This is a genomic window from Planctomycetaceae bacterium (genome assembly GCA_041398785.1).
In the GTDB taxonomy this organism is placed as follows: domain Bacteria; phylum Planctomycetota; class Planctomycetia; order Planctomycetales; family Planctomycetaceae; genus JAWKUA01.
On the sequence record JAWKUA010000002.1, the window covers coordinates 1 to 15173 of the forward strand.

13 protein-coding genes are annotated in these 15173 nt (G+C 60.6%); 9 read left to right on the forward strand and 4 right to left on the reverse strand.

Features of this window, described 5'->3' with window-relative positions; translation table 11 throughout:
* The 7 genes from R3C19_02210 to R3C19_02240 form a co-directional block, all read left to right on the forward strand.
* Positions 1–753 (forward strand): RNB domain-containing ribonuclease (locus tag R3C19_02210; protein ID MEZ6059153.1); only part of this gene is annotated, 753 nt, incomplete at its 5' end.
* 171 nt (positions 754–924) lie between these two features.
* Positions 925–1707, forward strand: coding sequence for an ABC transporter ATP-binding protein (locus R3C19_02215; protein MEZ6059154.1), 783 nt, complete (start codon positions 925–927; stop codon positions 1705–1707).
* Positions 1708–1857: 150 nt separating this feature from the next.
* Positions 1858–3504 carry a hypothetical protein gene (locus R3C19_02220; GenBank protein MEZ6059155.1) on the forward strand — a complete coding sequence of 549 codons (1647 nt, stop codon included), beginning with the start codon at positions 1858–1860 and terminating at the stop codon, positions 3502–3504.
* Positions 3505–3654: 150 nt separating this feature from the next.
* Positions 3655–5544, forward strand: a complete 1890-nt coding sequence (locus R3C19_02225) for an oligopeptide transporter, OPT family (protein ID MEZ6059156.1) — start codon at positions 3655–3657, stop codon at positions 5542–5544.
* Between the two features lie 336 nt (positions 5545–5880).
* Positions 5881–6183, forward strand: a complete 303-nt coding sequence (locus R3C19_02230; protein MEZ6059157.1) for a DNA-3-methyladenine glycosylase — start codon at positions 5881–5883, stop codon at positions 6181–6183.
* A 157-nt stretch (positions 6184–6340) separates the two neighbouring features.
* Positions 6341–6865 (forward strand): 5-(carboxyamino)imidazole ribonucleotide mutase, encoded by a 525-nt coding sequence (gene purE, locus R3C19_02235; protein ID MEZ6059158.1) that lies wholly within the window; start codon positions 6341–6343, stop codon positions 6863–6865.
* Complete coding sequence (locus R3C19_02240; GenBank protein MEZ6059159.1) at positions 6862–8022, forward strand: 5-(carboxyamino)imidazole ribonucleotide synthase; 1161 nt, start codon at positions 6862–6864, stop codon at positions 8020–8022. Before purE ends, R3C19_02240 begins: the two co-directional genes overlap by 4 nt.
* A gap of 30 nt (positions 8023–8052) precedes the next feature.
* On the opposite strand, the gene metW is transcribed toward R3C19_02240, so the two are convergent.
* The 3 genes from metW to R3C19_02255 all read right to left on the reverse strand — a co-directional run bounded on the left by metW (position 8053) and on the right by R3C19_02255 (position 11588).
* Positions 8053–8724 (reverse strand): methionine biosynthesis protein MetW, encoded by a 672-nt coding sequence (metW, locus tag R3C19_02245; protein ID MEZ6059160.1) that lies wholly within the window; start codon positions 8722–8724, stop codon positions 8053–8055.
* A 98-nt stretch (positions 8725–8822) separates the two neighbouring features.
* Entirely contained in the window at positions 8823–9998 is a 1176-nt protein-coding gene (locus tag R3C19_02250) for a homoserine O-acetyltransferase (protein ID MEZ6059161.1), read from the reverse strand.
* 51 nt (positions 9999–10049) lie between these two features.
* A complete protein-coding gene (locus R3C19_02255) occupies positions 10050–11588 on the reverse strand; it encodes a threonine synthase (GenBank protein MEZ6059162.1) in 1539 nt (512 codons plus the stop codon).
* 233 nt (positions 11589–11821) lie between these two features.
* Here R3C19_02255 and R3C19_02260 point away from each other — a divergent pair, with 233 nt between their 5' ends.
* Positions 11822–12589 (forward strand): PIG-L family deacetylase, encoded by a 768-nt coding sequence (locus R3C19_02260; protein ID MEZ6059163.1) that lies wholly within the window; start codon positions 11822–11824, stop codon positions 12587–12589.
* 232 nt (positions 12590–12821) lie between these two features.
* Positions 12822–13064, forward strand: coding sequence for a hypothetical protein (locus tag R3C19_02265; protein ID MEZ6059164.1), 243 nt, complete (start codon positions 12822–12824; stop codon positions 13062–13064).
* Between the two features lie 229 nt (positions 13065–13293).
* Here R3C19_02265 and R3C19_02270 read toward each other — a convergent pair whose 3' ends face one another.
* Complete coding sequence (locus R3C19_02270; protein MEZ6059165.1) at positions 13294–14688, reverse strand: MerR family transcriptional regulator; 1395 nt, start codon at positions 14686–14688, stop codon at positions 13294–13296.
* Between the last annotated feature and the right edge of the window lie 485 nt (positions 14689–15173).

Below are 15173 nucleotides of genomic sequence, written 5' to 3' on the forward strand. Positions count from 1 at the left end.
CCGGAAGAACGAGCCATCAACTTCGCGCTGCTGCGTTCGATGAAGCAGGCCGAATACAGCCCCGAAGATTTCGGCCACTACGCGCTGAACGAAGAAGATTACAGCCACTTCACAAGTCCGATTCGCCGCTACCCGGACCTGACGATTCACCGTATCGTCGGCGACCTGGCAGCCGGACGGAAACCGAAACCGGACAACATGGCCGAACTTGTGCAGCTGGGAAAGCACTGTTCGCGCACCGAACGCCGGGCCGAGCGAGCCGAGCGGGAACTGACAAAGATCAAGCTGCTGCGTTACATGGCCACTCGCGTCGGCGAAGAAATGGACGCCTTCGTCACGGGAGTCGAAAGCTTCGGCATGTTCTGTCAGGGAGTTGACATCCCGGCCGAGGGACTGATTCACATCAGCGCGCTGACGAATGATTTCTACACATTCGATCAGCCAACTCGGACGCTGACCGGCGATCGAACCAAGCGACAATATCGCCTGGGCGACCGTGTCCGCGTCGTCATTGCCAGAGTCGACATCGATCGCCGCCAGCTCGACCTGCGCCTGGCAGACAAGCAGCCACCCGCCGCCGCAGCGCCTTCGAAGAAACAACCGTCGCCAAAAGGGCGCGTCCGACAATCGACTTCCTCCACATCCGGTTCGCAGCGAAAGACAAAGACGTCGCAGCGGAAGTCGGCCGGAAAAAAATCGCCTGAAAAACCCGGCAAAGCGTCCGGGCGCCGGCAGGGACGCCGCAAGCGATAGTCCGAACGTCGGCTGCAGCCTCAGAAGCTGCTTCCAGGCGCGCTTCGTGTCAGTTGCGTCGGGTCGCCGATCGTCAATCGTCAGAAACGGCCGCAAACGATTTTTCCGGCGCTTCAGCGGCTCGCGTGACGTAGGTTTTTGCAACAGATGCAAACCTGCGGAGCGACTCGCGTGACCTCGACAACCGTGCTGACCGTTACAGATTTCCACAAGGCCTACGAAGGCGTCCCCGCCGTTTCGGGTGTGACGTTTACTGTGCAACCGGGCCAGATTCTGGGAGTGATCGGACCGAACGGAGCCGGCAAGACGACCACCATGCGAGCTCTCGCGGCCGTGATTCCGCCGACGTCCGGGTCGATGCACGTCGGCGGATTCGACGTTGAAAAGGATCCGGTTGCGGTGAAGCAGCGGCTGGCTCTGGTGCCCGATGATCCCGGCCTGTTCTCGAATCTGACGGTTGATGATCACCTTGCGTTCACGGCCGCTGCCTATCGCGTTACCGATGCCGCTCGCAAGGCGGACAGCCTGCTGAAGCAGTTCGGCCTGGAACACAAACGCAGCGCTGCGGCGAAAGACCTGTCTCGCGGCATGAGACAAAAGCTGGCCATCTGTTGTGCATGGCTGTACGACCCGATTGCTCTGCTGCTGGATGAACCGCTGACGGGCCTGGATCCGGCCGGAATTCGGACTCTGAAGAAGTCAATTCGCCAGCGCGCAGCGGCGGGAGCGGGCGTGATGATCAGCTCGCACCTGCTGGCCATGGTCGAAGACGTGTGTACTCACATTCTGCTGATCGATCAGGGCCGACAGACATTCTTCGGAACAGTCGCGGAACTACGACTCCGGTACGCTGACCTGAACGAAGGTGTCAGCCTGGAAGAAATCTTCTTTGCGGCAACCGGCGCACTCAACGACGAGTCACCGCACAGTGAAGCGACGGCTGTGCTGGCGTGACGCCGCTAAGCAGCAACCCTGGTCCATTCCTTCGTTTAACCCGTGGTCGATGACCAGACAGCCTGTGCAATCGATACCGCTGACCGCCGGACCTTCGACAATAAACCACACTTCATTCAGCAGCCGCCGCACTTCCACGAAACCCGATTCATGCATCACGCACTGACAACACTGCTGAAGGCTCACGGACGCGCGAGACTGCGCCGGCTGACGCTGGCTTTTTCCACGCCGCGACGAACGCTGCTGTCGCTGCTGATCGTATTTCTGGCCGTCGTCTGGACCGGACAGACCGTGGCCAGCATGCTGATGCGAGAACCGAGTCCGCCGGAAGTCTTTCGCAACTGGCTCGCCGCAGTTCTGGCGGGCTGGACGGTCTGGCACGTGCTGCGCGTCGCGTGGAAACGTCCGGAGACAGCCATCGAATGGTCGGCTGCGGAAGAAGCACAAATCGTTGCCGGTCCGTTTTCGGCTCGCGAACAACTGGTCTATCGGTTCCTGGTGATTCTGACCGCGACTCTGCCGAAGGCATTGCTGACCATTCTGATTCTGTGGCCGGATCTTTCGTGGGTCAGCCCGATCGGTCTGGTCGCGGCCCTGGTGGGACTGGAATTGTTTCGCATGCTGATGGACGTGGCCACGTGCTGCCTGAGCCGTCGCGGATATCAGTCGTATCGACTGGCGGTGTTTGGCGCCGCGATCGCCGCTGCGGTGTTCTTTCCGCTGGAAGCAACAGTCCGAAACCCTGATGCCGCTGCCGGCTCGACCGCGCAACTTCAGATGAATCCCGCAACGGTGATTGTCAGTTCGCTGCTGTCGAATCCGGCAGTGAAGCCAATCGCGTTTCCGTTTCTCCGTGCCGCGGAATTCATCGCCGGTCAGGGAAGCCGGGCGGCACTTGCGGTGACGTTCTTCGCGATGATCGCGACACTCGCGACGATGGCGATGACGATCATCGCTCTGGAATCAGCGTGGCGGCGCCAGCAGATTCGCAGCGAACGCGAGCTGTGGCGATTGTCCGCCGGAAGTTCAAACTCCGCGCGGCCGATGGCCGCTGCCGACGGACGACTGCCCCGGGTTCCGTGGTGCGGTCCGGTCATGTGGCGTCAATGGCGAAGAGTTCTGCAGTACAAGGGCAGTCTGCTGATTTCGATGGCGATTCCGGCGCTGCTGATGAGTCCCGCGGCGCTGTCGATTCCGGACGCATCCACAGCGTTTGGCTTCGTGCTGGCAAGTACTCTGTTCTACACGTTCGTGCTGCTTCCGGAAGCCATCAAGTTCGACTTCCGCCTGGACAGCGACCACATGGTGCAACTGAAACTGCTGCCGATGACCGCTGCCCGAATCACGATTGGACAACTGGCAACTCCGGTGGTGCTGGGAAGCCTGTTTCAGGTCGTTGTTCTGTCGGCTGTGGGGTTCTATCGCTCGGTTGACCCGCTGCTGGTCGTGGTCGGTCTGGCACTTTGTCTGCCGCTGACCGTGCTGTTTGTCGCGCTGGATAACCTGGTGTTTCTGCTGTACCCGCATCGGCCGACTCAGGAAGGCTTCGAAGCGTTTCTGCGCACGATCCTGAAGTTCACCGGCAAGATGCTGCTGATCACGCTGTTCCTGCTGTCGCTGGTTGCGTGGGCTCCTGCGGCCGCCGCGATTGCATCGGCGCTGCCGTTTCATGCCAGCGTCGCCAGCGTGTTCGTGCCGGGAGTCATCGCTGGTATCGTCGCCCTTGCCCTGGCGGCGACCGCCTGCGTGACGTCCGCATTCCGCCGCTTTGATCCGTCGCTGCACGGACTGGCGTGAATTGGCTGCAGTTCTCCGGTCCATGCGCGGGACGCGTCCGAGCCCGTTGACGCTCGCGACATGGCAGCGGCGTCGGTAAGGTTCATCTTCGCTTCCGACCGCCGGAAACGGGAACCCTTCCCGAAGTCGTTACGAAACGGAGTTTGCACCATGTCCACAGATCCCGTGGATTCTTCGAAGCTTGAACTCACGCCGCGAGCGATCGTGCTGGGGCTGATTCTGTCCGTGGTGATGGGAGCCGCGAACGTCTACGTCGGGCTCAAGGCCGGCATGACGGTCTCCGCGTCGATTCCCGCTGCCGTGATGGCGATGCTGTTGTTTCGGCTGCTGTTCAGCAACTCCACGATTCTGGAAGCCAACCAGGTTCAGACCTGCGCCTCCGCCGGCGAATCTCTGGCAGCGGGCATCATCTTCACGATGCCGGCAATGGTCCTGATCGGCCACTGGCAGCATTTCGACTACTGGTCGATCACGATCATCGCCATCACAGGTGGGCTGCTGGGAATCCTGTTCATGATTCCCATGCGGAAAGTATTCGTCGTCGACAACGACGAACTGCGGTACCCCGAAGGCGTCGCCTGTGCTGCTGTTCTTGAAGCCGGCGAGGCGGACGCGGATGCCGGCGCCGGACGCACGCTAGTCCTGGGAGGGCTGCTGGGCGGAGCCTTCAAGATCGCCGGCAGCTTTCTGGGACTTGTCAAAGAGAAAATCGAGACGGCAGGCCTGTTCGGCAGCCATGTGACGTACTTTGGCGGCGATCTGTCTCCCATGCTGGTGGCCGTCGGGTTCATTGTCCGATTGAATGTCGCGGTGCTGATATTTCTGGGCGGATCGATGGCCTGGCTGATTGGAATCCCGCTGCTCGGCGGAGCGGACTACAGCCCGGAAGCCAAATCCGCCCTGGATCAGGCCGATTACCTCTGGAAGTATCAGATCCGGTACGTCGGCGTGGGAGCGATGGTGGTCGGTGGATTCAGTTCGCTGATTTCGGTTCGCAAGGGTCTGCTGGCCGCGATTCGTCATCTGTTTGACGGGGTGACCGGACGAACGTCCGACGACAGTTCGGGCCGCGATATTCCCTCCTGGCTGATCCTGCTGCTGGGACTCGCCTGCGCCGGTGCTCTCGGGTACGTGAACTATTCCTTTACCAGGGACGGCGGCATCACGATCCTGTCGACCGCCGTGATGCTTGTGATGGGATTCTTCTTCACCGCTGTCGCCAGCTACATCGTCGGGCTTGTCGGGAACACCAATAGCCCGGTTTCAGGCATGACGATCACGGCGGTGCTGGTAGCGGGCGGGCTGCTGTGGATGTTCAAATACACCGGCATGCAGGCGATGGTTGCGACGCTGGGGACCGCCGCCATCGTCTGCTGCATCGCCTGCACGAGCGGCGACGTCTGCAACGACCTGAAGACCGGATCCATCGTGGGAGCCGCCCCCTATCGTCAGCAGTTCATGCAGATACTGGGCGTGATCGTCGCTGCGTTCGTGATGGCCCCGGTACTGACGCTGCTGCACGAAAATCCGGCCGGCGGAATCGGAAGCAAGCAACTGCCGGCACCGCAGGCAGAGCTGTTCCGAAGCCTGGCCGAGGGATTCTCCGGAAAGACAAAGCTGCCGTGGCGATTGATCGGAATCGGCGGCGGCCTGGGTATGATCATTCTGCTGATTGACACGATGCTGAAACACAGCCGTGCCGGTTTTCGAGCGCACCTGATGCCGATTGCCGTCGGCATGTACCTGCCTTTCGGACTGGCAATACCAATCCTGATCGGCGGGCTGATTGCTCATTTCTGCACGAAAGGCAAACCGGAAGCGGAACACACGGCGCTGCTGCACCGGGGAGTCCTGTTTTCATCAGGCGTCATCGCGGGAGAAGCCTTGACCGCCCTTGGAATCACCGCGCTGGCGGCAGCCGGAATCCATGCGCTGAAGCCGCACATTCGGCATCGTGCTGACAGCCTTTCCGTCGCCGCAGCTGTATTTGCCGTCATCGCGTTTGTGGTCATGACGAAACCCGCCGCCACGCAGGATTGAACCGTGACGGTGACTCCGACATCCGCTCTGCCGGCCACCTTCTATGAACGCGACACAGTCACGGTCGCTCGAAAACTGATCGGCAAGCTCATTTGCCGACGTGATCGCAGTGGATTCTGCATTGGGCGCATCGTGAGACAGAAGCGTATCTATCGATGAACGATGCTGCCTGCCACGCCGCGTCAGGAATCAACCGCAAAAATGCTTCGATGTTCGGTCCAGCCGGGCGAGCGTATGTCTACACGATCCATGCCCGGCAATGCTTCAACATCGTCACGGAAGCACAAGGCGGCGGCGCGGCTGTGTTGATACGAGCCGTTGAGCCGATTGCGGGGTTTGCCGCTGATGCAGAACCGCCGCCGAACGGAAACGCTGCGAGACCTGTGTCGCGGTCCGGCTCGACTGACCGAAGCATTCGCGATTGACCGCGGGCTAAACGGCTGGAACCTGACGAAGACAAATCGGCTGTGGATCGCGGAAGGCGGTTCTTCCGCAAAAACGGTGATCCTGTCGTCACCGCGGATCGGCGTCACTTCCGCACACGATCTGCCGCTGAGGTTCTTCGTCGAGGGCAGTGCTTTCGTCAGCGGCACTCGCAGGCTGAACGAAGCGGGCCTGGCCGGATCGCACATCGACTGATGCGTTACTGTGATTGCTGCTGACGAAAACCTGGTTCGAAGCGGCAAGAACGAGGCGTGTCACGGCTGGCTGCATTTCCACGACTCGCGGCGACGGTACGTTTTCCGTCTTCGATCGCCTAGATTTCTCCGGCAAACCTCTCCGCGGAACCGTGCCAATGACTGATAAGAACGCTCCGAATTCCTCGCCGCTGGTCGGCGTTATCATGGGCAGCCAGAGTGACTGGCCGACGATGCAGCTTGCGTCGAATGTCCTGGACGAGTTCGAAATTGCTCACGAATGCCGAGTCGTGTCGGCCCATCGCACGCCGGAATGGCTGGTGGAGTACGCGTCGACGGCGGCCGGTCGCGGGCTGGAAGTCATCATCGCCGGAGCCGGCGGGGCCGCTCATCTGCCGGGCATGGTCGCGTCCTGTACGGTGCTGCCGGTACTGGGAGTCCCGATTCAAAGCCGGGCGCTGAACGGCCTGGATTCGCTGTTGTCGATCGTGCAGATGCCGGGCGGCGTTCCTGTCGGCACGATGGCGATCGGCGATGCCGGAGCAAAAAACGCCGGCCTGCTGGCGGTCCGAATTCTGTCCGGCAGCCGTCCGGAACTTCGCGACAAACTGCAGCAGTACAGTGATCGGATGAAGCAGCAGGTGCTGGATGGCGCGGCGGATTTGAAGAAGGAACAGCGATGACCTTTCTTCCCGGCAGCACCATCGGGATGCTCGGCAGCGGGCAACTGGGACGAATGTTCGCCTTCGCAGCCCATCAACTGGGTTACCGAATCGTCGTCTATTCGCCTGACAGAAACTCACCGGCGGGGCAGGCAGCCAATCGCGAGATTTCCGCCGCCTACGACGACGCGGACGCTCTGCGAAAATTCGCGAAGTCCGTGAATGTCGTCACACTGGAATTCGAAAACATTCCGATTCCGACGGTGGAAGTCGTCGAGCAGTTCGTTCCGGTGCGTCCGGGGCCGCATGTGCTGGCCGTCGCTCAGAATCGAATCCGGGAAAAATCAACCCTGCAGCGAGCCGGTTTGCCTGTGCCGAAGTTCGTCGCCGTTCAATCCGCCGACGACATCACGACATTCCTGCAATCCGAAACCACAAACCAGCGCGGAGTTCTGAAATCCGCCGAAGCTGGTTACGACGGCAAGGGCCAGACGATCGCTGAAGGGATCCTGGACACCGCGGATGCGTGGAACCGCATCGGTAATGCGTCCGCCATCATCGAAGAACTGGTCGACTTCCGCTGTGAAGTGTCGGTGATCGGCGCGCGAGGCATCGACGGACAGATCGAATGCTTCGGCCCGGTGCTGAACCATCACAGCAATCACATTCTGGACGTGTCGATCGCGCCGGCGATGGGACTGGCAGCGTCGCTGAACCTCGAAGCGATCGAAATCACCCGGTCGGTGCTGGAATCACTGGACGTGGTTGGTGTGCTGTGCGTTGAATTCTTCGTCACCAGCGACGGTCGGTTGCTGATTAACGAGATTGCACCGCGACCACACAATTCCGGGCACCTGACAATTGAAGCGGCGGTGACCAGTCAGTTCGAACAGCAAGTGCGAGCCGTCTGTGGTCTGCCGCTGGGATCGATGGAACAGATTCGACCGGCGGCAATGGCGAATCTGCTCGGCGACCACTTGCTGCCGGGGCCGCCCGCCTGGGAACGGCTGCTGGCCAACCCGGAAATCAAGCTGCATCTGTACGGCAAGGATGAAGCTCGCATCGGCCGCAAGATGGGCCACCTGACATCGATGGCCGATACGCCGGAAGATGCACAACGAATCGTGCGAAACGCACGCAAATCGCTGGTTGTCACGGAAGCGACCTGCGCGACGTAAGTCCGCAATCCACTCGGAGTGAAAGCGGACTCACGTCGCGCTGCTCGCCGGTGTTTGCGCGTTGGCGGGACGAGCGTTCCCGCGTTCCAGCAGATAGAACGCGCTGTCAGCACGCAGATTGGCGGCCCAGGCGCGGTCGACCGCGTGACCTCGGATGATCGGGCTTTCCTTCACGATTCGCAGGCCGATGTTCTGCATCAGTTCGCGGAAATCGTACATCGACATGAAATGGACATTCGGCGACTCATGCCATTCGTAGGGCAGGTCGGCGGTCACGGGAGTCCGTCCGCGCCACAGTACTTCGTAGCGAACTCGCCAGTGCCCGAAATTCGGCACAACCACCAGTGCCCGCCGGGCCACGCGCAGCATTTCGACCAGCAGATCTCGCGGACGCTGCACCTGCTGCAGAGTCTGGCTCAGCACGGCAAAGTCAAAGCTGTCGGACGGAATGTCGACAAGTCCTTCGTTCAGGTCGGCCGCCACAACGGGAAGCCCGCGGCTGATCACCGAGACAACGTTTCTGCGTTCCAGATCGACTCCCGTCACGCGGCAGTCCATGTCGTCACGCAGCCGCTGCAGCAGTCGGCCGTCGCCGCAACCCAGGTCGATGACCCGGCTGCCGCGGACGATGTGGTCCATAATCAATTCGTCCGTCATGCGAACGGACGAATCCGGCACCTTGTAACGTGTGTTGTTTGCCATGGGTGTTTGACTGTTCGACGGATACCCGGTCGAGTCGGAGTCGTGACTTCCGCAGGCGCGCCGAAAAAGAGAGACGGGACAGGCTCCGGGCAGGATGTTTACCGCGCTGCGTGCGTCTGTTCCAGGAAGGGCCGGACAAGTTCGGCCAGCGGGTCGATATCGATCAGAAACGAATCGTGGCCGTAGGCGCACGGCAGTTCCGTGAATGAAACGTGTTTCCCTGCCTGCAGCAGCGCCGTTGTCAGAATACGGCTCTGGCCGGTGGGAAACAGCCAGTCCGTGTCGTACGACGCGACCAGAAACCGAGCCTGCACGTGTTCCATGGCTTCGACCAGTGAACCGTGGCCTTCCGCCAGATCGAAGTAGTCCATCGCTCGCGTCAGGTACAGGTAGCTGTTGGCATCGAACCGCTGGACGAAGCGTTTGCCCTGGTAGTGCAGATAGCTCTCAATCTGGAACTCAGTTTCCTTCAGCATGTCGAAGGCAAATTTGTCGCTGTCCTGCAGCCGGCGGCCGAATTTCAGTTCAATCGAATCCTCCGACAGGTACGTGATGTGCGCTACCATGCGAGCGAGTGCCAGGCCAAACCGCGGGCCGTCGCTGTCGTAGTAGTTTCCCTGGTGGAACCCCGGATCGGCGTAGATGGCTCGACGTCCGACCGCGTTGAAGGCGATTCCCTGTGCAGCCAGCTTCGGAGCAGACGCCAGCACCACGGCTCCCCGCACCTGCTGCGGAAACTGGACGGTCCAATCCAGCACCTGCATGCCTCCCAGACTGCCCCCGACGACAGCCAGCAGGCGATCGATGCCCAGTTGCTTCACAAGTTCCGAATGCACCGCAACGATGTCGGACACGGTCAGAAAGGGAAAGGTCAGGCAAAAGCGTTTGCCGGTTTCCGGGTTAATGTGACCGGGCCCAGTGGTTCCCTGGCAGCCGCCGAGGACATTGGCACAAATCACAAAGTACTTTTCGGTATCGATGCCCTTTCCGGGACCGATGAAGGCATCCCACCAGCCGGGCTTGCGGTCTTCCGCTTCGTGCATCCCTGCGGCGTGAGCGTCACCGGTCAGAGCGTGGCAGATAAAGACAGCGTTGTCGCGAGCGTCATTGAGTTTGCCGTACGTTTCGTAGGCAACAGTCACGGGCCCCAGCGTCTGACCGGACTTCAGCGTCAGACGGTTTGGTGGCTGAAACAGCGTCGTAAACTGAGTTTCAACCTGTCCGACGGAATTCGCATCGGACGATTTCTGTTCTTCAAGGATTTCGGCAGACATATCAGTGAGGAGCACTTGCTGTGAGAACGAGGCAACTCATCGGACCGTTCCTCATCTCCGTAGTGGACATCTCAGTATCGAACGTGCGAACAGTTTCGCGCAGCAGCCCCGGATTGGGCATCTTCCCGCTCCCTGCCGCACACCGCCGGAATGGCGATCGACAAAGAACCCGCCGGCTTTCCGAAGGCGCGACACAACGGTTCTTCCGGATGGTGTGCGGATTGTATCGCTGTGTACCGATCGATTCGACGTACGCCCTTCCATGAAATCGGCAGAAAGTTCGCTGCTGTTGTTCCGCCGCAAACACGCTGCTGAACCTGAGCCCATCAACCGTGTGCGGACATGCCGCGTTACTGCAAGTCGCTGGTAATCCACCGGCCGCGTGCAGTCCAGAGTCGCGCTGGCTTCGGGCAGTGGATACTTCAGTCCCGTCGCGCAGTTGAACAGGACGCAGTTGTCGTCCGGCGAGATTCGCCCGCTGGCCAGTTCCTGTTTCCAGGCGGCGAACGTGGCAGCTCCTTCGGGACACAGCAAGAGACCCTCGCGACCGGCCACTTCGGTCAGTGCCGAAACGATGGCTTCGTCGTCAACGGCAGTGGCGAAACCATTACTTTCACGCACGGCATCCAGAATCAGAAAGTCGCCCACGGCAACGGGAACGCGGATGCCCGAGGCGATCGTGTGAGCGTTCTGCCAAAGCTGTGCGTGACGCGTTCCTTCTTCGAACGCCCGGACGATGGGAGCACAGCCGGCTGCCTGGACAGCCACCATTCGCGGCAGTCGACCACGGAGCCAGCCGATCCGCTGCAGTTCGCTGAAGGCTTTCCACATGCCGATCAGTCCGGTGCCGCCGCCCGTCGGGTAGAAGATGACGTCGGGAAGTTGCCAGCTAAGCTGGTCGGCCAGTTCCAGTCCCATGGTCTTCTTGCCTTCGATGCGGTAAGGCTCCTTCAGCGTGGAGAAGTCGAACCAGCCCATTGCGTTCCTGCCTTCACCGACAATCCGGCCGCAGTCATTGATCAGCCCGTTGACTCGCCAAACCCTGGCACCCTGAGCGGCAATTTCGCGAACGTTGATTTCCGGCGTATCGTCGGGACAGAACACGAACGCTTCGATTCCCGCGCGAGTCGCATAGGCGGCCAGCGCGGCTCCCGCGTTTCCATTCGTCGGCATCGCGATTCTTGTGATGCCCAGCTCCTTCGCCATCGAAACAGCCAGACACAGGCCGCGTGCCTTGAACGAACCGGTCGGCAACCGGCCTTCATCCTTCACAACCAATCGCCCGGCGCCGCTTTCGAGTTGAGCAAGTCGGATCAGCGGCGTGTGGCATTCGCCAAGGCTGACAATATTTCGCGTGTGCCGGATCGGCAGGAATTCGCGGTACCGCCACATGTCGGGCGGACGGCGAGCCAGTTCGTTTCGGTCGACAGTTCCGGCCAGCCGTTCCAGATCATATCTCACCAGCAGCGGTCGTCCGGCTTTCGAAAGCCCGTGGACGACGTCCGCCTCGCAGCGCTCGCCGGTCAATCCACATTCCAGGTGAGTGACAAACGTCGGTCGATCGATCGTCGTGTTGGTGGATTCAAACATGGAAGCTCGCGCTGATTTCAGGAAAACAATTTTCGGGCAGGCGGACGGTAGGAGGTTTTCCTTTGACTTGCCACAGAGTTCGCGGGGCAGCCCTGCCATTGACGCGGCAGCACGGACGTTTGCGTCGCGTGGTGTTTTCTCGTGCTCATTCGACTTCCATGACGGCGTGAAGTACGGTTCTCCGGCATCCCACGGGACCTCAGATTCAGCTCAAACAGGCACTTTTTCCCGCCATGACACAGCCTTCGTCTGACCTTCGCGTTCTGGCGATTCACGCGCATCCGGACGACATCGAGATCCAGTGCGCCGGAACATTACTGCGACTGAAGGAACTCGGCTGTCAAATTTCCGTGGCCACCATGACGCCGGGTGACTGCGGCAGCGCCGAACATTCGGCCGACGAGATCTCCCGGATTCGAAGAGGCGAAGCTGCGGCCTCTGCACAGATACTGGGGGCCGACTTCACATGCCTGGAGTTTCGCGACCTGTCGATCGTGTTCGACAACGACAGCCGGAATCGCATGACCGAGTTCCTGCGAAGAAAACGGCCGGACATCATCCTGACCGCACCGCCGATCGACTACATGCACGACCACGAAATCACCAGCATGCTGGTGCGCGACGCGTGCTTCAACGCGTCCGTGCCCAACTACAAGACTCGCCAGTGGGATCCCGCTCCGGCTGCTGAGAAGATTCCGTATCTGTACTTCGTGGACGCCATTGAAGGAATTGACCACTTCGGAAACCGGCAGCCCGTTGATTTCATCGTGGACGTGTCGGAACAGTTTGAAACCAAACAGCGCATGCTGGCCTGTCATGCCAGCCAGCGGAACTGGCTGAGACAGCAGCACGGCATTGACGAATACATGGATTCCAGCCGCCGCTGGAGTGCCGAACGCGGCCACGAAATCGGAACTGAATACGGAGAAGGCTTTCGGCAGTACAGAGGCCATCCGCATCCGACCGACAATCTGCTTGGCAACCTGCTGGCGGCGAAATAGCGGCCAGAATGTGCCATACCGTTCGGTACCGCGGCGGGCGAGTTCTGCTGAGTCGGCAGCCGGTTTCAAACGCCGGTTCTGCCGGTCGCAGTCAGACGGCCTTCCGGAGTTCGAAAATCTCGAATGGAACAGAATCCTCGATTCGACGACGCGGCGAATTCCAGCTATCCTGCCGCGAGAAAACTGCCCGGAAGTCTCCGTTCCTGAACCTTTTTCTACGCATGTCGCCGTCATGACCGAAACCGCCACCGAAACGAAGATCGAGAAGCCGCTGTTTTCCGATGTGGAGATTGAACAGTTCGACGCGGACGATGTCGTTGCCGGGTCGGCCATCGGCAAGATGCTCTCATTGCTGTTCCTGTACACCGTGCTGGCCATGTCGCTGGTCGCCTGGTGGACGTTTCGAACGGTCGATGCAAGAAGCGTCGCGGAAAGTCCGTCGGACGCTGCGGCACACGGCGACACCGGACATTGAACCGACCTGTGGGCCGGCCGTGTTCAGTACGGCCGTGTTCGGTGCGGCGGTGCTCGGTGCGGCGGTGCTCGGGCCGGCCGTGTTCAGGCGGTGCACCGGCGAATCTCGCGGTCACCTCGAATTGCCGTCACCGTGAATCGCGGCGCGGGACGCGGTTTCGGTTCGGTCAGACAGAAACCCGACGCGCCAGGACCAATGTTCAAAAGCGGAGCGGCTGAGGCCGGTGGCTTCATTCCACGGTTGCGGCAGCTTCCTCCAGCCGCTGCCTGGCATGATCGGCCCAGGGACCTCGCGAATCATGCTTCAGGTATTCTTCCCACTGCAACACGGCTTCTGCAGGCCGCTGCATCTGATCCAGTAGCTGAGCGTAGTGCAGCAGCGCGTCCGGGTTCGCGGAATGAATCGAGATCGCGGTCACCAGCGATTCTTCGGCGGCGGCCCATTGCCTGCGTTCGCCCTGAAGACAGCCGAGCTGTGTCCAGGCTTCGATGAAATCCGGAGCAAACTCAATCGCACAGTGGTAACGTTCGATCGCCGCTTCCGTTTTTCCAACGCGATACAGCGCGTCGGCCAGGTGGAAGTTGACATCGGCCGGATCCGGAAACACGTCGGCAACGCGCGCGACGTGCGGCGGCTCGCCGATTCGCAGCAGGGCGTGGTCGGAAGCCAGCAGACTCAGGCAGTTCCGAAACGCGTTGATCGCCGAATCAAACGCGGCTTCTTCTGACAACCGGCAGCCTTCCTGAAACCACTCTTCGGCCGACCAGTCGCTCATCGCACGATCGTCAAGCTGTAATCGAGCTTCCGCGAAGGAAATGGCCACCGGTTCGTCATCATCGCTGCTGCCATCGGTGACGAAGCATTCGCCGTCGGCGTCGCGAGCTGATTCCGATTCCGTCGGATGGAATACCGACAGGTTGCCGGAGTCGTCGAAATCCAGCAGACGCTGTCCGGTTCGCGGGTTCAGGACTCCGTGAGAATCCCGCATCAGCACTTTTTCGTCCTGGACCAGCAGGTTTAGCTGCGCCAGCGAACGATCCGTCCCGGCCAGCGTGTGACTAAGCTGCGCCAGGCTGTTTTCCAGCTTCTCCGGGCTGACTCCCTCGTCCAGAAGTCTGGCCAGCCGCTGAGCACTGGCGACTTCGCGAAAGTCGAAATAGGGCAGCCGGCAGACGCGCCGCACCGGACGAATCAGCCCGATGCGAACCCAGCGCCGGATGAGCCTGACGGGGACATTCAACAGCCGACTCAGCATACCGGGTGTGTAGGATCGCTGGATTTCGTCGCGTCGATCATTCAGACCGATCAGATGCAGCCAGTCGGATTCCGCGACGATCCTGATGTCGACGCCTTCGGCGAGCAACTGCGTCGCCTGAATCAGTTTTTGAGAGGCCGTGCCATCTTCTTCCAGCGGCCAGCCCTCTTCACCGACGACCACCATCGTGACCGCTCCGGACATCGTATGCACCGCCCGTCCGCCGAACTGCTGGACCAGCGCCGCCGCGTCGCGATGAACCATCGACGCCAGCGTGCCGGTAAACGTCACGCACTCACCTGACATCGGCAGCGAACTGCTGAGCGGATTGTCGGAAGGCGGCAGGTTGTCGGGTTTGTCGTCAGGCACGGTTGTTCAATTCGTTTCGGGTGCAGGCTGCTCAGTCTTGCCGAGAACGATGGAACTGTCACTCGGCCGGAACAAAAATCTTTGAACCCTCCGGCAGCCGGCAGCGGTTCACGTCGCATTGCGGCGATCGTCGCACGTGGTCGCCCGAAGATACCGTCGAAATTCCGCGAGAGGTAGCAATCGCGGTCATTGACGCTATAAGTCTCGAAAATCCCGGTTTCGCACTGGCTGACGCTGAGAAAATGGTGAATTCCGGGCGAACAAAGCGGGCTGCATTCCGGCACCGCGAACGGCGTCCTGCCGTTCCGCAAGGCCACGCCGCGATCAGCACCGATCGGATGGCCGGCAGAAACCCTGACTGACCATTCCGGTCGGAGTTCCCGTCGGAGCCAATTTGAATGCGTCGCCGCAAAGCATTCGTGGTGACAGAATAACTTTCCCGCGTACATCCCGTTTCCCCACACGATGGAATCGCAGTTTCCTCA

Bases quoted from the DNA above. Each gene is read 5' to 3' on its own strand.
- R3C19_02220 (MEZ6059155.1), top strand. From the start codon at position 1,858: ATGCATCACGCACTGACAACACTGCTGAAGGCTCACGGACGCGCGAGA.
- R3C19_02225 (MEZ6059156.1), top strand. From the start codon at position 3,655: ATGTCCACAGATCCCGTGGATTCTTCGAAGCTTGAACTCACGCCGCGA.
- purE (MEZ6059158.1), top strand. From the start codon at position 6,341: ATGACTGATAAGAACGCTCCGAATTCCTCGCCGCTGGTCGGCGTTATC.
- R3C19_02240 (MEZ6059159.1), top strand. From the start codon at position 6,862: ATGACCTTTCTTCCCGGCAGCACCATCGGGATGCTCGGCAGCGGGCAA.
- metW (MEZ6059160.1), bottom strand. From the start codon at position 8,724: ATGGCAAACAACACACGTTACAAGGTGCCGGATTCGTCCGTTCGCATG.
- R3C19_02250 (MEZ6059161.1), bottom strand. From the start codon at position 9,998: ATGTCTGCCGAAATCCTTGAAGAACAGAAATCGTCCGATGCGAATTCC.
- R3C19_02255 (MEZ6059162.1), bottom strand. From the start codon at position 11,588: ATGTTTGAATCCACCAACACGACGATCGATCGACCGACGTTTGTCACT.
- R3C19_02260 (MEZ6059163.1), top strand. From the start codon at position 11,822: ATGACACAGCCTTCGTCTGACCTTCGCGTTCTGGCGATTCACGCGCAT.
- R3C19_02265 (MEZ6059164.1), top strand. From the start codon at position 12,822: ATGACCGAAACCGCCACCGAAACGAAGATCGAGAAGCCGCTGTTTTCC.